Source organism: Vibrio injensis, assembly GCF_001895205.1.
GTDB lineage: Bacteria > Pseudomonadota > Gammaproteobacteria > Enterobacterales > Vibrionaceae > Vibrio > Vibrio injensis.
The window spans coordinates 38,703-58,611 of the sequence record NZ_BDJF01000023.1; the positions used below are offsets into that span (position 1 = coordinate 38,703).

Here is a 19,909-nt window from a genome sequence, read left to right on the forward strand (position 1 = left end):
ATTCGTTTGAAATAGAGGCGCCGTATATAGCACGCCTCTATTTTTAATTAGATGTGAAAATCTACTCACTCATAGATTGGATAGCAAATTTCTCCAACATCTTGGAAGAAGGGTGATTCGCGAGAGATACTAGCTGATTTACCAAAGCAATAGGCACAATAGCATTCTCGTACATATCACATTTTAAGTAATCCACTACATTTAGAATTTCATCAAGATTTGAGAACGAATTCCTATTCAATACTTTTACTTCGTTACTGTCATGGATTGGAATAGTTAATACCCAAGTTCGATCTGTTTGACTACGATAAATCAACTTTCCACTATAATATGAGGTTGATGCGTATGGAGAAAGTTTGTCTAGTTCTTCCTCTGTAGATGGTCCAGGTAGAATATGTTTATAAATATAATTATTAAACAGCGGTAGGACTTGCCCCTTTTTAAGGCAAGCATTTTCTCCTGAAGATATATGCTCTGCATGTTCCACAAAAGAGCCTGACTTTTCTAACCCAACCAACTTTAACGAATATTCCCGAATATAAATATTACATAATTCCCTCATATCTTTATGCAACTTAGCTGTTTGACCAAAGAAACCAAGAGGTCCATCTTTAATAAAGAGGAAACGCTTCAGAAAAGAAGGTTTTCTAGTGACAATTTCTTTGATGCAATGAACTATAATTACGTGCTCTATAACATTTGTTAGATAACCTAAAATACCACTAGCACCAAGCTCTTCATCTACAACCTCATGAAACCTTAGTATGTCAATAAGATTGAACTTTTCACCGTCGCATTCGAAATATCCACTAGAGTCAATCTCTGACTTTTCTATTTCTATATCTTTAAATACTTTATCATTTCTTTTTGGCAAGCTTCCAAAAGTGATATTCTTCAACGACTCATCATTTCCAATACCTTTATTCTTAAACTCATGAAAGACAAGCCACTTTAAGGTATCTATATATTTTTTCCCATCACGAATCTCATTAAAGAACTCAATTAATGGAATTCTTACCGAGTCGATCATTGATAAAGAGTCTAAAGAGGTTGCTTTTGTTGGTATTGCAAGCTTAAAACGTTCTAACTTTTTAAATTTTTCCATTTTTTCTGGGTGAATAAATGGTGACTCGCCCAATTGCTTCAAATCATCGAGACTAAACTCTAAACCACCAAACTGAAAAAATGCAACCTTAGAACTGGGATAGTTTTTTCGCACTGTTACTTCAGAGTATCCACCATCTACCGCAATAATAGTTGTTATATTGCGATAAGAACCTGTTTCTATATCAAAAGCAAAGTCTCTAACATCATTCTCTGCCTCCTCATTAGTAGATGGAAACTTACATCTTTTCATCAAACTCTGAACATACGGATCGTTTATCACATGAGAATGTTGTGACTTACTGGCCCATTCAAATGGACGATTTCCCTTTGAACTGTAGCTCATCACATTCCCCTATTCGCCAAGAATCTATCAATCTGAACAGGAACAATAAATGGGTTTGTGTAGGTTTTCATTCTCACAAATCCCTTGTCATTTGTGGCAGAGAAGCGAACTAATGATTGTGTGAAATCCTTGAAATCATAATATTTCTCTAACTCTCTTGTTTCATCAACATTATTAAGGTGAGCGATAAACCAATTTTGTGTGTTTTTTAAAATATTAGAACTAATTGAACTCACTTCTTGTGTCGCATATATCATTCCCAAGTGAAGTTTTGCTCCTTCCTTTGCGATCCTATTATATATTTGACTGAGGTCTTTATCATCCTTTTTGGGAATAGGTTATGGGCCTCTTCAAAGTAAAACTGAATGAAATTGTTAGGAAGATTTTTTATAAATCTATCCATGGAAATATTAAAGACGGAACGGCATATTTTCTCTGAAAAAAGCCTTTGTACGACAGGCTCCCCCTGAGACAAATCAACAATAACAATCTTACCTTCTTGCAATAGCTTAGGAATTTCAACTTCAAATGATTCATCCATACTTATTGTATGCAAATTGTGCAGCTGCTTTACACGAATCTTTTTATAACCACTGACTTGATTCTTTTTCCCTGGTGATTTATATGTAGATAAGAAAACCATCATAGACTTCAAGTCATCATTTGCCCATTCATATCCTTTTTTGTTTATATAATCCCTAAAAAAACTTAATTCGTCGTATTGTTCCCAAGCTCTTTCAAACCAAGTACATGCCTCTTCCAGAGTTAAGCCTTGTTTTGGGTCTAGTACTTTTCCCTCAAGAATAGTGCTGTTTATCTCAGTTGCTCCAGTGAATTTTACCTTTAATCCCTGAGGAACCTTGAAGCCAGCTCTATACAGACAGCATTTATATGCAGCAATTAACCTATTGTGTCTAGTCCATTCTGATCCATTTACATTAGTGCTTTCTGGTGTTTCAAAATTAGCTGCAGTAAAGTTATTAACATAGTCCCCACCTATTGATTGCTCTTGAAGATAACTAGATATCAGGCTAAAACCACTTTCAATATCTTTAAAGAAGTTAACCTTCATTACCTTGAAATTATCACCTTTCTCCAAAACACTATATCTAACTACTTTATTTTTATATAGATCATAAATAGCTGTTCCCGAATCTTGTCTATTAGCATTGGCGTATTCACCATTAACATCAAATATAATTTGGCCGACAGGGAATGTAGGGCTACCGGAAGCAGAAAACTCCAATGTATCAACAGGGGCAGTAAGAAGTTCCGTTTTGGCTTTTGCCGATATTTCCTCGGTAGCTTCTATGATTTTCTTTACGGTATTAGACTTACCAGTACGAGTCATACCAAACATCGCAGATCTCTTACCTAAAAAGTCTTTAGGATTTACCCATACACCAACATCTTGTTCTTGTGTTTGGTGCCTGCGGCTGGAAGAATATCTGACACTACCAATTTTAAAGTCAGAGTCTTGACCAGCTAAACCATCATCATCCCTCTGATTTACAATGAATTCAAGGACATCGCCACTTGCTTTGTAAACACTATAATTGTTAGCCGAATAGAAGTTTTCAAGATCAGCGCCGAACTCTATTTTCCCATTTTGGTTTCGATAAAATACGCCAAGAACGCGACATTCAAGCCCTGAAAAACTAAACTCGTATCGCGTGAACTCATCTAGCTTTCCTCCTTTTACACTGCCAGCTCGACCAGATATATCTAAATTATCTTTATAATATTCGATCATTGATGATATTACATCGTTATCAGTCGGTAACTTTGTCTGTGAAAGAGCTCTCAATAGCACAGCTTCTTCAACACCGTCCTCACCATCGTAAAATGCTAGAAGGAAACAACCAGCTGGAATACCTTTTACCTGAGCCTTCCATGCATCACAGACTAACAACCTCGCTATGTCATATGACAAATAGAACGGGCGCCCAACAAACTGTTCTTTGTTTTTACCTTCCTTTAACAAATCCGTCGATAAAGCTTCGTTCAAATTCATATTATTTCCTTTTTTAAGTCAGGGTCTTCAAATCTGATTTTTGATTGTTCTGCGTACTTACAGTCCGCTTCAATAGACAACCATTTTCTATTTTTCAACTCAGCACAAAACCCAGATGTATTACTACCGCCAAAGGGATCAAAAACTATATCATTTTCATCGGTTAGAAATTCTATAAAGAAGTTTACAATACCTTTGTTCATTCTTGCTGGGTGAGGTGTAATACCTAGCTCTTTGCACTTCCTTGTAAAGAAGTCGTTTGATGACACATTTGAGAAAGACATTACATTATGTGGTAGACGAACTTCTCGCGACTCGTCTAAAGGTTCCATCTCAAAGAAGTTATGACAAATGCTGCCACCATGGTCTTTCAGAAACCCTGTTTCACTAATTTTATGTTCTGAAGGTCTTACGCCTGCATTGTAGCTCTGGCGTTCTAAAAGCTTTTTCATACTTTTGCTATAAGGACGTAAGACCTTACGGTTATCTGCTTTGGGAAAATCTGTTTTTGCCAACCACCAAACATGAGTATAGCTGTCAACAGTTCGCCAGCGATTTACTGTAACCCACTGAGCAGGTGAGGGAAGTTTGGCAGGGTTATAACAAATAAACTCTTGGATTAGTCGTAACTCGGAGTTTTCCTGCTTAGTCATTTCAAAAAGGCACTCTAAGTGTAAAGTAGACTGAACAGGTCTCTCAGGCTCCCAAGCATTCCCAATCTCAATAACAAGTGAGCCATCCTCAGCTAGGAGCTGATTGAATATTGGTGTTAGTTTTCTAAACCATTCACGATAAGCATCTCCAATCTCATTGCCGTATTTCTTCTTATTATTTAATGGGAATGGTGGGGAAGTAATTATTAAATTAACCTTCCCTTTATAATTATTTATATCGTCCTCGTTCAGTGCCTCCAAAGAGTCACCTAGATAGAGTTTTCCAAGTTCAGTTTTATAATAAAGCTTCATTTAATGCTGATTACCTTTTTGTTTTATTCATTCTGGTTAAATTAGATCTGTTACTAAACCAGCAGCTTTCAATCTTGGAGTAAGATTACGCATCTTAGAAAATTCAGTCCCTAAACTTTCTCTGATGCCAACTCCTTCACAGAACTCCTTTGCGGTTATGTGGTTAAGATCATCGGCATATTTCAGCATTTGAAGATGCAGTTCGAGCGTGTAATGATTCCTTGGAGCACGTTCTAGGGCTTCCCGGATTTTATTGAAAATAGTTTGATCATCCATAGTGAGTCATCTGTGGCATATAATTTATATAATTTATATAATTTATATGCCCAGTTCAAGGGAAACTTGCCAACCCTCAGATTGCTAAATCAAATATTAGAAATTGTTAGTCAGAATGCCAGCCGAACGAGGGGTTACCATACGAGAAATCGATGACTCTTATAGAGATATCAGTCATAGTTCAGTGCTTTGAACTGAGAGAGGATAGTTTGGAAGCTACTCTAGTAAGTTAATGTCTTTTTGTACTTAGAAAAATATATTCTTGAAATAAACTAATGGGCCTAAAACTAGACCCATTACAATTTAACTAAAAATCAACAACATAAGTAAATTGAAACATTTATAACTCTTACAGCTATTTCTGATGTTCACCCAGTTCTATTTGCTCTCGGGTGAAGACGGTTGGACAGCGAGATAGATCAGGTTGTCCGTCCCCATTTAATGTATTTGACCGGCTGCATATGTAGGCGTCAAACCGACCTGCGGTTTGCATCATTTTTGCCTTCGCCTTCATTGATTCACTGGCTTTTTCTAGGTAATCACAGGCAGGATAAGACCATGTTGCGAGTCCTGAATGGCCTGCCGCATATGTAGAGCAGGTTTCCCGCTCCGTGACTTTCTCTGTGTAACTTGCAATACCACTTCCTTTTTTCTGGAGTTGAGTCTGAATAGTTGAGTCGTGCTGGTACGGACCGGGATAGCTCCAATAAGGCACCTGATAGTTGTTGAATGCAGGAGAGTACACCGACATAAACCCACGAAGACCCTCGCTTTCGCCAGCAATGTAATCAGCAACACGTTTCCAGTTACCGTCTGTCCATTTCAAACAATGGTAACCTCCATCCGCTTGACGAGGTTTAGCTCCCAGCGCGATAGCGAGCTCATCAATTTCGATGTCACTATCCTGGTTGCTATTGTCTGTACCAAACGCTGCACACATACCACCCACGTGCATTACGGATATGACGCTGGAGCGGCCTATGGCGTACGGCTTGATATCAAACGCATCAAAGTACCCAGTTCGTTGATAATTATAGAAGTTGGCAGCAATCATATTCATTGCTCCAGACCTGGATTGCATGTTTAACACATCACGAGACATTTTAAGCGCACTATCCCAACCAACTCGCGACGCCGCTGCCGCAATAAGGCTGCCCATCACATCATTATCATGAGACGAGATAGTGTATTGAACAGATGAAACTGGAGTCCGCACTGCACAGTATTCGTAATATTCATTAAAGGCTAAATCCTTACGCGCTTGTGGAGCGGCTGTATTGTGGTTCACCAAGAATTTATCCAAGCTCAGTTCCTGACCGTTCTCCGTACACTCACTACCTCCGTTGATTAGACAACGCTCATAAAGCTCAACCGTGCTTTTGAAAGAGGCAACGTTGGTAAGCGCATAATGGTCGATAAAATCGTCTACTGAGAACATTTGACCAGAATCATTGAAGCAATCATGGAATCCATACTTCATAGCCTTATCTGCTTCGTCGGAATAGCGATCTATTTTTGAAAAATTCACTTTCCTTTCTTTTTGGCGTCGCTCATCGTTGGCTGTACGAATGCGTTCTAGGGCTGCTGATTGATAACCCGGCTCTAGCAACGCCTCGGTCCAAGAGTTAAAGGTTTGCCACTCGGCACCTAAATTTGCCACCATCTTAGCTGCCGAGTTGAATGCCTCCTCACTGCCGAAGTCTTCCTGTCTGAATCCAACGAGTTTCATGTCGGCTAGTGCCGCTTGTATGTCCGGATCTGTTTTTTCAATTTTCTGGACCGACGTATCTGTCTTAGTCTTTCCGGCGATGTTAGGCATGGTCGCGGAGCAACCTGCCAGTGCAGTCATTACAACTATTGACGTAAAAAGAACTTTCACTTTTAGATCTCCCTTTTGGTTCTGTATCCATTCCATTTTCAAATAAAAGGGCAGTCTAGCCAGTACGCCAAACTGCCCTTTTTGGACAATAGACTGCAATTATCTAGTTAGACTGCGTTCACTGTCGCCTCTTGATATACCTTTAGCCTGAGATTTACCAGTTGTCTGCGTTGATGAGCGTCCTGACTCTGGTTGTTGCCATAGCTTATCAATCAAGTGCTCCAGCGGTTCCAGAGACTGGTAACGGCTTTCCTTAGCCGTCTGTTTTTGACCTGATCGTTGCTCTACAGCTCGAACCAGCCCTTCTTTTGAATCGGTATAGAGATACACGCGGTCCTTTGCTCTTGATATCTGCACATAGAACTGTTCCGTGTTCAATAAAGCTTCTCGGTTGGTTTCAGCGTGCACAAACACGTTCTGGGCTGTCTTACCTTGGGCAGCGTGAACAGTCATGGCGTAACCGTGATCCCAATGGGAATTAGCCAGCTTGGACATGTCAAACTCACCAGTTTTACCATTTGAAAGTCTGAAGGTTACGTTCGTGCCTTCTATCTTCTCAACAGTGGCCGTGTCATTGTTCAATCGTCCAGTCGGCTTATCGTTATCACGCCACACGATCTTCTCACCAACGGCCAAGCCACTTTCAGTTAGTTCGAACAACTGGATGTTCTTGGCCGCATAGTTTTCAGGAGAGAAGCGAATCAGCTCAGCCTGCTCATTACCCCCCAACTTCTTCAATAAGAGATCGTGATTCTCTCGACCAACGACCTGATAATAGAGGCCCTGCTTGATGCCCTCACGCTTGAAGCTACGCGCAAACCGAACGATGCACCCATTTTGATATGACGTCACCATACGCCTTTCAGCTTCTGTTGCATCGACCGGTGATAGCTGGTTAGTACGCAGCTCTTCGCCCAGAGCATCTTCTTTTTTTAGGGCGTCACGAACTAATTCATTCGTGCGACGGCGGCCCTCACGGCTTGGTTCGAGGATAATACTTTTGGCTCGTTCATCCGGCGCAAGAGCCATGTAGTCCTTCACAAGCTCTTGTCTGCGGACTTCACCGCTTTTCTCATGGTCAATTTTTCCACTTTTCTTATGCGCGACCAATTCTTTAATCGTGCTGCCACTCTCCTGTAACCGACTTAGAGCATTAGATGCCCTTTTCATTAGGGAGAGGTATACCGCATCCCTTGTTCCTCGGTTCGTCTGCCGAACGATTTCTTCTAGTCGATATGTTTCCATTCCATGAGCCTGAAGCTGACGAAAAGCAGCACCAGCCTCTACTGAAGCAAGCTGGCGGACGTCACCAGTCAACACAACCTTAGCACCTACCTGGCTAGCTCTTTGAAGTAGATCGCGCATCAATTTTGTACCGATCATTGATGCTTCATCAACAACCCAAAGTTGAGGGGACCGCTGCATTCCCTTAGCTAACTCATCCCGCTGACTTTTTAACTCTGTTTGTTCGTAACAAAGTTCATCGAGTCGCTTTTGGTAAATGGGGGAGGTTTCAGGGATCTGAGCACCAGTTTTTAGGTCTACTCCGGGGTTTTCAAGGGCCTTCTTGAGCCGTTCCAGCCGTCTGTCTATTCTCTCTACTTGGGCGATCAGTCGCTTCTCTTCTACCCATTCATTGCGATTTTGTCCCAGAAAACTTTGGATTGTACTGGAGGGAATATTCGCGCCCTCAGATAAACTTTGAGCAGCCGAGTTAGTTGGAGTAAGACCTCTTACTTCGTACCCCATAACTCGTGCTTTTTCAGCAACAGTGCTGAGCACGGAGTTGGTTTTAGCTGTACCGGCTAATCCTTGCACTCCAACGATCCGATTCTCGGAGAGAAGAATGCCCTCTGTAGCTTTCCTTTGGTCAGCGTTCCACTCGTACCCCAATTCGTTGGCTTTCTCCTCGGCATTAGAAATGGCCGCAGCCGCCTGTTCCCTGCTGCACAATGCCTGAACTCGGTCGCGGCCAAGGTATTCCTCCTTGATCACCTCATCCTCGATGGCGATGGCCGCTTTCGACGTATATCCCCGAACATCAATCTCTTGCTTGCTGACCTTATCAAAGGTTCTAACCGACTTCTCTATGAGCTGACCACTGCGAATTGCAGCATCAATTGCATTCGTTATATCAGAAAGTAGTACTCGCGATCCGGCATAACGGCTAGCCACTTTGACTAGATCGTGGTGTGCCCAAGACGTATCACGTTCTCCAAGGTGCTCAGTCGCCCACATGACGGCTTCGTTGGCTAATTGAACCCGCGCCAAAATCGCCTCGGATTGCCGCTCTAGGGATGGGGTATTCTCCCGAGACAGAGCTATGACCCCTTCCAATTCTGTCAGCTTCTCTTCGCCCAATTCTGCATGCCAGCGATTCAGAAGTTCACCACGCTCAGCAGCGACTTTTCGATCCCGCGTGTCGAGCGTGGCGGTCTCCTTTTCCCCAGCCGTGGCCGTTTCACGAGTCTTTCCCCTAGCCTCCAGCGCATCTCCGATTGCCTCTGATCGTTTCGACAGTTCACGTACAATATCTTTACTTACCCCAGCAATCTCCCAGGTCCCATCTTTACCCTGGTGCTCTAGTCGAAAGCCCAGTGAACCAACCTCTTGAGCGAGAAATTGACGGTAGACCAGACCAAGGTGCTTTTGGTCAATGAAGATTGGTTTATTCTCCGTTGAGCGCCACTGGCCGTCATTTCGCTGTGTTAAGTTCATTACCACGCAGTGTGTGTGAAGCTGAGGATCAAGGGCACGACTGGTTGTGTGTTTGAAAGTGGCTGCGACCAGCGAACCTGTTTTCTCGTATTCAACGGTATCCTTAGTACGGTTGCGATTCCTTGTGACAATATATTCACTCTCTATATATTGAAGTACCGCTTGGACAGCCCGGTCATGGGCTTCGAGAAGCCGTTTGTCGCCTGCAACCTCTGCCAGAATAGAAACACTCTTAGGTGCCGAAAACGTAAGGTCGGTTCCTGGTTGGTGTTTCCATTCGCCGTCACGGAAAATGCCAACCTGTTGACCATCTGGAAGCCGCCCCTCCAGAAGTGATTTAAAAGTTCCTCGATCCACCTCACCAGCAAGGCCAAGAGTCTCAGCTCCAGAACCTGTCCATGTTGAAGGAGATAGCCCGTCTACATAGTAATCATCATGCTCAAAGTAATGACCGGCAGCTCCGGCACTTTTAATAGAAGACGCAGACATCATGATTTCTTGCCTCCTTTTTCAAGCAGACCAAATACCAAATCATCATCCACTACATCCGTTCCCAACACTGAATGTACTTCCTGTTCTATATCACTTAGGGCTGGTAATTGCCCTTTAGACACCTCATTACCATGCTTATTGGAAAGTTCTTTCGGAGCAAAGTCAGTATCAGCTTCCATTTTCAAGGCCCGTGCGGCATTGAGCAGACGCATACCAACTGTCTCATTCTCATCACCTTGAATAAAACCGTCAGCGATCTTCGGTAGTCTCAAGAAAGGAATATCAATACGCGCTTTACTCTCCACGCCCCAAATTTTGGCAAAACAAGACAAATCAGGCAGGTCCATGATTTCACTGGGAAGCACAATTTTTCGGTTTTGACGTTTAGAACTGACCCGAACGCCGTCTCGAATGTCATCGGCGGAGTAGTTTAAGTCTTCATCAACTTCCTCACGCTCAGCTTCACCAAGCACCTTGGAGACCCATTCCGCAGTGTCGGCATTATTCAAACGAAAATGAAGCTGCGTGGAGCATAAGCCTAGTATGGTTTTAGAGGTGTTTTTCCCGAACTCTTCCTCTAATTGGTTTATTTCCTGAATACCCAAAATAACAGCGGCACCGAAGCCCCGCCCTTCAGCCATCAACATTGAAAGAGCAGGAATTTTTTTGAGGCTTGGTAGCTCATCGACAACAATCCAAAGAGTCCGCTCGTTATTAACCCCGCGTGCCATCAACCCTTTGGCCGCAGCTTGTATCCAGGTCGAGATAAGCGGTTTCTGTATTTCTATTTCAGATTCTCGTACTGGTAAGAATAACCAACTATCATCGGCATTAGGTTCATCGCCTTCTGCTATCCAATCTCTTATTGAGAAGAATCCCTTTTTATTCTCTTCTTTCAACAGGCGAAGTGGACGAACACCATCTACGATGGTTGAACGGATACTTTCGAGAGTTCGCTCGTTATCTTCATTGAAATATGTCGCTGCTGGAGTGCCTGCAACCAGTTCTTTGAGTAACTCAAGGTCATTCCACGCTGTCGCCCGAAGAAGTGGAAGCAATGACTTCGGCCCATCTAGATATAAATTCTGAAGTGAGGCTGAAACAACGGCTCTGGCAGCGGATGTAAAGAATTTCTCAGAACCGCTATTACTATTAGAACTAGGTAAAAGTGTCTCAGCTATCCAGTCTGCATCGAATGGTGAGGCCATTTCTTCCCATGGAGTCCATTGGTGTGAGCGGCTATCTGCCGGATTGAGTATGTGATCAACTCTGTCCCGGTAGAACATCTCTACGAACTCGCCTTTCTTGTCATATACCACGGCTCGGTCTCCACGAGCACGAATAGCTTTAAGCAAATGAGTTAGTGCAGTAGATTTACCGGCCCCGGTGGTGCCACTAATCAAGGTATGCTTTTTTGAAAATCCTGTGGGTAAAGGGAAATCGCCGAGGGTTAAATCAGAAACACCATGCTTTTCTACGATTTCTCCTTTCAATTTTTCGGCTGAAACAAGTTTCGCACCTCGAATATATTTGTCTTCTTTGATTTCCTTACCTCTTTTAACGGCCCTAACAACAAGATAAACACCAATAGGCAAGTACAATACAAAGAGCGAAATGAAAGCCAATCCAAAGGATTTGAGAAGCTTAACAGCAGCTTCCTGGAATAGTGGTTCATTTATCACCAGAGAGGATGGCAGAGAGTCGCGTCCATCTAGGGCAACACAGGTTCCTATAGTCACGCTTGAAAATGGTTGTACTAGTGCCTTCAATTGTGCCCAAAGATATGTACTAGCGTTTTGCAAGACACATTTATCGTCGTCTATTCCGATGTATAACAGGCCACCGACAATCGCCAACAAAACACCAGGCAGAAAGATCCAAATTCCGCTGAATAACAACATCTGCTGGCTATGAAGCCATGTATCCGCACCACGAACAAAGTCACCGACTCGACCTTTTCTAATCGTTGCCATTTTCAGCACCTCCAATGAAATACTCTCGCAAAGCATTTGTGCGGGCTGAAATGACCTGTTTAGCCTCAGCCATTTCATCCTCAGAGCAGGTCTTTTTGAGCAGAAAATCGGTGGTTGCCACATTTATCGATATCAGGTTAATTAGCTGCTGATAAATCTCCTTCTGATCCACTTGTACGTTTCTGATTTCGAGCAGTGTTGAGTCATTATTTAATGCCTGCTCAATCAAAGACACCGCCGTTTTACTAACTGTTTGTCCTGATTCTTTAGCTAATTCCTTCAACAAAATATGTACTTGTCTAGGTGGATATATTTGTACGCGGTACGCCTTAGAAACTCCCATTGTAGTCCCCCTTATCCCTGATTCTCTTGCGTGCGACTCCTTTGCAACTCTGCATGTGCAGAGGCGCAGGGAGTCCCCTCAGAAGGCGCTGCTGCGCCGGATGAGACAGACCACTCGCGGTGAGTGGGGTGTGGAGAAAAATCCGGGCGAAGCACGGCTTTTTCTTGCTGTGAGATGGGGTCCCCGAGCGCTAAGCTCGGGGTGATTGAAGAAAATAGTTCCGCTAGTTTTCTGGTAGAATATTCGCGTTGCTCTGCTGCCAAAAGTGCCAACTGAGAAGCTATGGTATTGATTGCATCAACGGCGGTACTAGATTCAGCAGCGATCTCTAATATTTTTAGATAGCTGCTACCGCAGCAATGCAGGCAGGTATAAGGGTTGTTAAGACTAAATTGATTACGCATCACTTAGCCTCCTGCCATCGGATATCAATGGAATCACAGTTTGGTAAATTGAGCTCCGCCATTGATTCATAAGACCGACTGATGGCTGCTGGTTCATCTGGCCATAAACCATGTTTACCTTCATTTTTAGCTTTTAATGTTACTGAGCAAACAGGTCTCTTACCTCGATTATCCCATTGAAATTTAACTTCAGGATTAAGATACCGGCCATGAATCACTATGGAGTCACACTGATACTTGTAAATGGTCTCCCGAATCTCACCAAGATCTTTCTTAAATTGATCCGAGTTGCCAGTATCGTGAGACACGATGCATGACTCATTTCCGTTTTTTCCGTCAATAACGAACAGGTCGCGGGCATTAAGGAAGTAGTGGTGCATCGTGATTGAATCAATGCTTTTGGTTGTACAACCAGCCAGCATACCGACAGCGACGAGCGCAGTAGTTAAAGTGATCAATTTCATTGGTTTATCTCCTGATTGATTAAAATCAGGATTATTTTTACTTAGAGGGGAGTCATTGTTGGCACGCCAAACTGCCCAATTTGGACAAATCGGTCACTTAGAAAAATGCCTGACATCACTCAAAAGCCACCTGTTGATGGCTTTCTGATGTAGCGCAGCCACAACTTTCCTTAGTCGTAATCGAAAAGCGACCTATTGGTAGTGTTTTGGTGGTATTCAGTAGGTTTTAGACAGTCTCATCCCCTCAGAGTCATCGAAAAGCCACCTATTGGTGGTGTTTCGATGACTATTGAGATAAACAACGAATGCAGGTTTGTTTTTAGGGTTCAAACAACAATAGGTTGGGCTTAAGGCGTCCATACAAGTCTGAGGGTCAATAGATTTATCTTCAGGTCACAGATATCGGGATTCAATGTAAGGCTGTACATCATTCAGCTCGTTACTTTTCCTCTGCAAGTTCACCTGGGAGAAATGATGGTAAAAATCTTATCGAAAACACGCTGTTGCCCCATTCCGTGTTTCGGCTCGTTAGCTCAATCGAAAATCCCCACTCCTGCTGGCTTACAAATTCTTATCTATTTGCCTATGTTTGGCCTTACCAGAAATCGGCTAACAATGTATGGGTATACAGTCATATTTAAATTTAGGTATTTTTGTATGATTTTAAGACAAGAACAGTGCGCACTAATTCCATGCGCAATAAATAAAACGCTATAAAATCAATTGACTATAGAGGCTGAGTTTTAGTTAATAGGTTTGGAAAACGCGCATGCGCGTTTTTCCAGATGGTGTATTTGGCAGAAAGCTGATAAGTTCTTTGCATACAGATAGTTAAGCGTGCGCGTTTTCACTGGTCCAACGAGGTAAACGCGCATGCGCACTAATAAAATGTTATGTTCCAGAGATACGACAACTGATAGGGGAAGTGAAATCATGAACTTGTTTGCTGTATGTATAACTTGTTCCCAGACAAAAGGTGTGCCCCTGCTTAATAAAGTGCAAGCATCTTACTTCGATGATCGGGTTGTAAGAACCAAATGCAACCAAGGCCATGATATGGCCATTATAGTGCGCGCCCCCAAGTTTGAAGTCTTATTAGAGTCTGGTGCAGATGCGTTAAATTTGGGCTTTACATTAGAGGCGTCATCAAGTTTTTCTGCTGCGCTTGAAAGATTCTATGAATTTGCGATTAATATAATTTTGAAACAACAAGGCATGGGCGAGGATGTTTATCAGAAAATGTTCAAGGCCATGTCTCGTCAGTCAGAACGTCAATTAGGATCTTTTCTGGCTCTTCATGCTTTGTTTTTTGGTGAGGCTTATGCGCCTAATAATAAAATTACAGAGTTTCGTAATGCAGTTATTCATAAAGGTACTATTCCTACACCTGATGAGGCTAAGAATTTTTGTAGCTTGGTTTATGAAGAGATCTACAAAATAGGCATGCTCCTGAAAGATCACTGCAAGCGCGAAATAGAATTGGCGCTTGAACAGGATTTCAAAGCTAGAGCGTCTAAAGTTCCAAGCGGGGTTAGAGTTCATGGCTCCCAGAAAAGCTCAATTTACAATATGTTAGGTGAAAATAATAAGCCTACATTTGAAGAGGCTCTGGTTAATTATAATAACTTTAATAAAACCTTAGAAAGAGCGATTAATGACATGCCTATTTTCGCTCAAATAATGGAGAGGCCAGAAGTTAAAGCAATGATCGATAGCATAAGGCCTTTTGAGCAATAAAAACATAACAAGGCATTGCAGCGGACAAGCCGCTGAATGCGGCGTTATGTTTTTCGAGAGTACCAAGGAATCAAATAAATGCCTGAGTGGCTGACAGATATAAACAAGTTAGGCTCAATAAGTTCAATTGTAGGGCTTATTGTTACCGTATTCTTATTTCTTGAGGCGAGGAAAATAAGAAATTCATTTCTTCGGAGAGCAAGATTGCCTGAGGTAAATAGAGAACTCAGCAAGGTTACTTCTGAGATCGCAGAAAGTTTAAAAAAATGGGATTCAGATAAAACGCCAGCGCTGGAAACATTTTCGAAAGTAAAAGCCTTGCTTGAGAATATCAGTCCCAAGCTGCCTTCTGATGAAAAGCGAAAAGTAGAAAATTATCTTAATCGACTTCAGCCAAAGAAATACTTCATCATTAAAAGCTCAATATCTGCGTTAAATGAAGATTCTGCGTGGGAGCTATATACCGAGTTGAGTGGACTCGTCACATCTCTTCAGCAACTGGCAAAAGATTCTAAGTGGGACTGAATATGAGCACTGAAAGTAAAACAGCACAATTAATCACAAAACTTATTAGAGAAACAGCAAAAGGCAATGTCCAGTGGAAAGTTCATGATGCTCCTAGAGCTTTAAATCATGATACCGAGCAATCGGTTCCGCTGTACCTTCAAACTGAATATAAGGGTAAAAACTTGGGTGTGTATGACTTACGCACCAAGAGCTTCTATGACGAGCATGAATTCTATTGGTCAGAAAGCATAGGATTCTGCATTGTTGATGATTACGGGCGTGTTGTTTGGGAGGCAAACGAATATTCTCCCGCATTACTAGATTTGTTTAATACGGCGAGAGAGCAAGCTTCTGGAATAGACGATATTTTAGATGACTTGCTTGGTGACTAAACATAACAAAAAAAGGCAGCGGACAGCTAAAGCTGCGCGCTGCTTTGGGCGTTATCTCCTTAGAAATTTTAATCCGAAACTGAAGAGTTAGATCAAAGGGTCTATGTTGCTTTTGTCCCATTTTCATTTAAGGACAGCTTACTGGCCGCCCTTCAGCATCCTTTTCAACCGTTAGAGAAGTTCGAAGAATCCCCCTAGCCAATATGGTAAGGGGGAAGGCTTTGCAGGGCCAGAGAGCTTAGCGGTTAGCCGAACGCCATAAAGGCGGAAGGCTATGCCGCCCTGAATATACTGAATATCCTAAAGATACTGCCAAAATCGGGCCGTTGTGGCACACAACCGGGCCACTATGGCACGCTATCGGGCCGCTGTGACACGCTATCGGGCCGTTGTGACACGTTTTTCTCAGCATCTTCTCAGCACAATAAATCCAATCAGGCCGCTGTGGCACGCATTATCCGAGTTGCGGTTTCGCATAACTCAATGCCCACCATCTTTAAACCCGCTCTATCTTCCTTCAACCGTCGTCGGCCATTGCGCAGATCCATGCTTGTAATATTCTGTCCATACACAGCTCGCAGTAGAGTGTCAGTGTACCAGCCACCACTTGGATTGTTTTGATGGGTTAACACATGACGAGCCACAGCTTGACTAACTCCATGTTGAAGTCGTGCTATAGGTCCAGGTGAGTAGTATAGATTGAGGTCTCGCTCTAGGAGCATTACTAGAGCAATGCCTAGTCTTACTCGCCAGAGGTGACGCTCACCTCCTGTAAGTGGGTTGTAACGCGTTTTAGGTGAAGGGATCACGTGATCGATCAGCCCACCAATAATCCGATCTCCTGACAGCTCAAACTCTGGCGTGACAATTTCAACTGTTGCACTTCTAAGGTCTTTTAACAACGACTGTAGACGAGACAAACTGTAGTTATGATCAGACAAAATTCGACGGACTTTGGCGGGGTCAACCAATAACTCAATACCCCCGTCAGAAATCTCTCTCTTACGCTCTGCTGTGTACATTATTGCCTCAACCACATCAGCATGTCGTTGCCCTAAGCGGCCATTGACGCGACAACGACCGAAAGATGTAGTGATCCAATCGCCTTGCATTTCCCTTGGGCGTAACGACGGCTGATATAACATGACTCGCGCTTGTAATACTGTGCTGGTAGGCACGACTTCATTACCAGTCATTATCACCTCCAACAACTTTGCTTAAACGCGGCTTCCCATATTTCTCCTTCATCGTCGATTTTGAAGAGCCCCCATACGAAAGCTGCGCTGGTTGTAGCACACCTCCAGGACCCCTTTGGAACCATCGATCTTCTATCGGTGCGGAATAATTGATCTTTGGGAATGACAGTCGTACAAAGTTACGGCGGCAATTTTCATCGATGTTGAATTGTTTCGCCTGCTTTAGAGTCATTCCGATCAAATTCGCCTGAAATCGAGCGTTATCTGTCAGAACTGAGCTGCCCCTACTGGCTTGCTGGGCATCACCACCATTGAGTGCTCCAGCTTTGCTTGTGTGGTGAAGGAATAGCACTGTTGTTGAGTTCTCACGGCAAAGTTGCTCCATGTAGGCTAGCAGTCCAGCCATGTGACCGCCGTCATTCTCGTCGAGTTTATGAAAGCGCCGCAACGTATCAATGATGACTAGCCGTGCATCACGGGTAACGCTGGCAAGCCAGCGCCGCCATTCTATCGTCATCACATCCACGCCACGGCCAATAAGGGGAGCAACATGTAGGTTAGTGAATACTGCTTCCTTCTCTATTTTTTTAAGATGTTCACCGATTGAGTAAAAACGCCCATTAAGCACATCGCAAGGATCTTCACCTGTGAGGAATACAACTCGGCCAGCGGTTCGCTGCCATGCTGTGTCCATGCCAGCGAAATCGAGTATGTCAGGGCCACCTGATACTGTTATGGCAGCTTGTAATGCAAGCATCGTTTTCCCTGTCGCGCCAGGCGATACAAGTGCCCCCACAGTACCTGATTTGAAACCTGGCAATACAAAATCGAGCGGGGTAGGCTCATGTTCTACGGCATGTCGCAGGTCGAGCCACGAAAAATTTTCCATGAATTCGCTCATGCAACACCTCCAGCTTTTGCAGCTTGGATAGAGGATGTCTTGATACGACGATTAATTTCAGCTTCTACTGCTGGATTTATAGCGGTTGGAAGCAGTTTGGTGAAACGTGCAATGGCCAGGCACACATAGGCCTTATGGGTTATTGAGCCGCTTGCAGCCGCCACATCGATCATTTGTGAAAATGGTTCCGACAATACAATCTTGCGGAAATAAGAAGGGTGAATTTGTACGTTCATAACAAACCTCAACGAATAAAAAGTTGAGGCACTGCGCTCGCGGCTGTTGATAGCACTCCGCCCCATTCGCGCCTGATTAACGGGGGGTTATGGCGATACGCTTTAACCACGTAGGTCAGAACCTACAGGGCCGCTCATGCTAACCATGAACTCGCAGTGGAACTTTCACATGTGAAAGTTTTCCGCTTACCAAATCAATTAATATGCTGTTTGTTTAGGGAGGCCAGCTACCTCACCAGTTTAAAAACTTGCTATTAAGATGGAGGTAAATATCTTGCTGGCGATTCGAATTATGTCCACTCCGAACAAACTTGCGATTAGTAAGCCAGCGATTACCATTTCAATTTTTGTGATTTGTGTGTACATAACAAATCTCCTCAAAACAACGGTTGTTGGTCACCAGGTTTAGGACAGGTAGCAATATGTCCAAGACGATGATCTGTTTTTGGATGCTCCCAATTACTCTTTCCACAAGTAGGGCAGAATTTGCTAACAACTTTATCTCTCAGCCCAGGACCGCTGAATACTTCACTTTTACAATGCACGCATTCAACAAAAAAAGCCTTGCCACTTTTTATTTCTTTACATGCTTTGTAAAAGCCAGAAATATCAAAGTCTTTTTCACTTCTTAACCACTCAGATGCTTTTATAACAGCTTCTATGTGAGGCATTTTTTCACTCAGCTCAGAATAAATATGAATTGCTGCGGAATATTTTATCCAGGCTGACTTTGAGAGAATATCTTGCCCATAAGTTGCCCGACTACATTCCTTAATGGATAAGTCCTCCCTTATTTTTCTAATTTGCTTATAGGTAAAGGAGGTCTCTTCCATAACTATGGAAGTAGAAAAACCTTTTTTCACAAGATAATAGCCAAACGCCCATCGATTAAGGTGATGGTTACCTGGCAGGAACGGTAGTGGTTTGAATACATCGGAACGCATAAAGCCCCCTGTTCAAAGTTTAAAACAATGAACAAGCGAGACCCCATGCCTTACTTGGTGTCCCAAACACAAATCATGAATGGGCTGTTTGATGTGCGAAAGAATAAATCCTTACGCTAATGAAAATGCTGTTTAAAGGCCAGCTACCGTTGTTTAAATAATATCAAGACGGGGGGAGTTGTCAACAACTCTAAAAACAAAATTAGTCAATTATTTCATTAGCTTAAGTTTGTTACGTCAGAACAAATTTCAATTACTGTAATTATCATAATTACGATAATACCGTAATTATCGTAACCCTAATCCTTTTTCCATTTTGTCCAAATTGGGCAGTTTGGCGTGCCAAATCATCAGGTAATAACCATCAAAATTCTCCATGCGAAAACGCATTTCTATTCAAATGGAGATACAACAAATGCAAGTTTTTAAATACACCGCCCTGTCAGTAGTTATTTCCCTATCGTCCGCCGCTGCTTTTGCTGGTACAGGCACGGGAACTTCTCAAATCTCGGCAACCCCGCCAGCTTTGTCTGTGGCCGAAGTTCAGCCGTACACAATGACTTTGGAACGCAAGCCGGGAGCCGCTCCAACTGGCGGGTTCTCTTTAAAAAGTTGGGCGACTTATTTGGCGCAAAATCCGGAGGACACAGTACAGCCCGGCTGCTTAAAAGTGACAGGAGATATGGATAAATCGGTCGGGATTACCATCACTAACCTGTCAAATCCCACAGCGCCGGGTGGAGCAACTTTAAGCTTTTCGGGAACACCGAAAATTAACCTAACTACTTCAACTGTTGACTGCTCAGATGCGATCTCAAAAACGAGTACAGGCGTGGGAGTTAATGCAGCGCCAGTGGCAGGAACCACATCAGCTTCTGGTGAGCTTTACATAGCCTGGTCGTATCGTCAGCCAGCCACGGCAAGCAGCGGATACATGCAGCTCAGCACGTGGGAGGAAGGGATCTTTTCCGGAACGGTCGATATCACCGTCGATTACCAATAATTCCAAAGTGTCAGG

19 protein-coding genes are annotated in these 19,909 nt (G+C 43.1%); 4 read left to right on the plus strand and 15 right to left on the minus strand.

Annotated features, from left to right (window positions below; all coding sequences use genetic code 11):
- Positions 1 to 61: 61 nt before the first annotated feature.
- The 11 genes from BSR11_RS10305 to BSR11_RS10350 form a co-directional block, all read right to left on the minus strand.
- Complete coding sequence (locus BSR11_RS10305; protein ID WP_072670317.1) at positions 62 to 1,450, minus strand: hypothetical protein; 1,389 nt, start codon at positions 1,448 to 1,450, stop codon at positions 62 to 64.
- On the minus strand, positions 1,450 to 1,713 hold the full coding sequence (locus BSR11_RS17360; RefSeq protein ID WP_208604782.1) for a hypothetical protein: 264 nt from the start codon (positions 1,711 to 1,713) through the stop codon (positions 1,450 to 1,452). Before BSR11_RS17360 ends, BSR11_RS10305 begins: the two co-directional genes overlap by 1 nt.
- Positions 1,704 to 3,464 (minus strand): ATP-binding protein, encoded by a 1,761-nt coding sequence (locus tag BSR11_RS10310; protein ID WP_208604783.1) that lies wholly within the window; start codon positions 3,462 to 3,464, stop codon positions 1,704 to 1,706. Before BSR11_RS10310 ends, BSR11_RS17360 begins: the two co-directional genes overlap by 10 nt.
- On the minus strand, positions 3,461 to 4,429 hold the full coding sequence (locus BSR11_RS10315) for a DNA methyltransferase (RefSeq protein ID WP_072670318.1): 969 nt from the start codon (positions 4,427 to 4,429) through the stop codon (positions 3,461 to 3,463). Before BSR11_RS10315 ends, BSR11_RS10310 begins: the two co-directional genes overlap by 4 nt.
- 36 nt (positions 4,430 to 4,465) lie before the next feature.
- Positions 4,466 to 4,705, minus strand: coding sequence for an HTH-like domain-containing protein (locus tag BSR11_RS10320; RefSeq protein WP_072670319.1), 240 nt, complete (start codon positions 4,703 to 4,705; stop codon positions 4,466 to 4,468).
- 355 nt (positions 4,706 to 5,060) lie between these two features.
- Entirely contained in the window at positions 5,061 to 6,683 is a 1,623-nt protein-coding gene (locus BSR11_RS10325; RefSeq protein ID WP_072670320.1) for a hypothetical protein, read from the minus strand.
- Positions 6,684 to 9,794 carry a MobF family relaxase gene (gene mobF, locus BSR11_RS10330; RefSeq protein ID WP_072670321.1) on the minus strand — a complete coding sequence of 1,037 codons (3,111 nt, stop codon included), beginning with the start codon at positions 9,792 to 9,794 and terminating at the stop codon, positions 6,684 to 6,686.
- Positions 9,791 to 11,767, minus strand: coding sequence for a type IV secretion system DNA-binding domain-containing protein (locus tag BSR11_RS10335; protein WP_072670322.1), 1,977 nt, complete (start codon positions 11,765 to 11,767; stop codon positions 9,791 to 9,793). The genes mobF and BSR11_RS10335 overlap by 4 nt, the downstream gene beginning before the upstream one ends.
- Positions 11,754 to 12,110: a hypothetical protein gene (locus tag BSR11_RS10340; RefSeq protein WP_039508414.1), complete on the minus strand. Its 357-nt coding sequence runs from the start codon at positions 12,108 to 12,110 to the stop codon at positions 11,754 to 11,756. Before BSR11_RS10340 ends, BSR11_RS10335 begins: the two co-directional genes overlap by 14 nt.
- 11 nt (positions 12,111 to 12,121) lie before the next feature.
- Complete coding sequence (locus BSR11_RS10345; RefSeq protein WP_072670323.1) at positions 12,122 to 12,514, minus strand: hypothetical protein; 393 nt, start codon at positions 12,512 to 12,514, stop codon at positions 12,122 to 12,124.
- Entirely contained in the window at positions 12,514 to 12,978 is a 465-nt protein-coding gene (locus BSR11_RS10350) for a hypothetical protein (RefSeq protein WP_072670324.1), read from the minus strand. Before BSR11_RS10350 ends, BSR11_RS10345 begins: the two co-directional genes overlap by 1 nt.
- An 873-nt stretch (positions 12,979 to 13,851) precedes the next feature.
- Between BSR11_RS10350 and BSR11_RS10355 the strand changes: the two genes are divergently transcribed.
- The 3 genes from BSR11_RS10355 to BSR11_RS10365 all read left to right on the plus strand — a co-directional run bounded on the left by BSR11_RS10355 (position 13,852) and on the right by BSR11_RS10365 (position 15,614).
- Positions 13,852 to 14,715: a hypothetical protein gene (locus tag BSR11_RS10355; RefSeq protein WP_072670325.1), complete on the plus strand. Its 864-nt coding sequence runs from the start codon at positions 13,852 to 13,854 to the stop codon at positions 14,713 to 14,715.
- A gap of 78 nt (positions 14,716 to 14,793) precedes the next feature.
- Entirely contained in the window at positions 14,794 to 15,240 is a 447-nt protein-coding gene (locus tag BSR11_RS10360; RefSeq protein WP_072670326.1) for a hypothetical protein, read from the plus strand.
- 2 nt (positions 15,241 to 15,242) lie between these two features.
- A complete protein-coding gene (locus BSR11_RS10365; RefSeq protein ID WP_072670327.1) occupies positions 15,243 to 15,614 on the plus strand; it encodes a hypothetical protein in 372 nt (123 codons plus the stop codon).
- Between the two features lie 434 nt (positions 15,615 to 16,048).
- On the opposite strand, the gene BSR11_RS10370 is transcribed toward BSR11_RS10365, so the two are convergent.
- The 4 genes from BSR11_RS10370 to BSR11_RS10385 form a co-directional block, all read right to left on the minus strand.
- Complete coding sequence (locus BSR11_RS10370; protein ID WP_439900663.1) at positions 16,049 to 16,810, minus strand: ABC transporter ATPase; 762 nt, start codon at positions 16,808 to 16,810, stop codon at positions 16,049 to 16,051.
- On the minus strand, positions 16,800 to 17,711 hold the full coding sequence (locus BSR11_RS10375; protein ID WP_240004063.1) for a helicase RepA family protein: 912 nt from the start codon (positions 17,709 to 17,711) through the stop codon (positions 16,800 to 16,802). Before BSR11_RS10375 ends, BSR11_RS10370 begins: the two co-directional genes overlap by 11 nt.
- Positions 17,708 to 17,947 (minus strand): hypothetical protein, encoded by a 240-nt coding sequence (locus tag BSR11_RS10380; protein WP_072670328.1) that lies wholly within the window; start codon positions 17,945 to 17,947, stop codon positions 17,708 to 17,710. Before BSR11_RS10380 ends, BSR11_RS10375 begins: the two co-directional genes overlap by 4 nt.
- A gap of 377 nt (positions 17,948 to 18,324) precedes the next feature.
- The gene (locus BSR11_RS10385; RefSeq protein ID WP_072670329.1) at positions 18,325 to 18,891 is read right to left on the minus strand and encodes a hypothetical protein; all 567 of its coding nucleotides are present in this window, start codon (positions 18,889 to 18,891) and stop codon (positions 18,325 to 18,327) included.
- A gap of 415 nt (positions 18,892 to 19,306) precedes the next feature.
- Here BSR11_RS10385 and BSR11_RS10390 point away from each other — a divergent pair, with 415 nt between their 5' ends.
- Positions 19,307 to 19,894: a hypothetical protein gene (locus tag BSR11_RS10390; protein WP_072670330.1), complete on the plus strand. Its 588-nt coding sequence runs from the start codon at positions 19,307 to 19,309 to the stop codon at positions 19,892 to 19,894.
- The last annotated feature ends 15 nt before the right edge of the window (positions 19,895 to 19,909 follow it).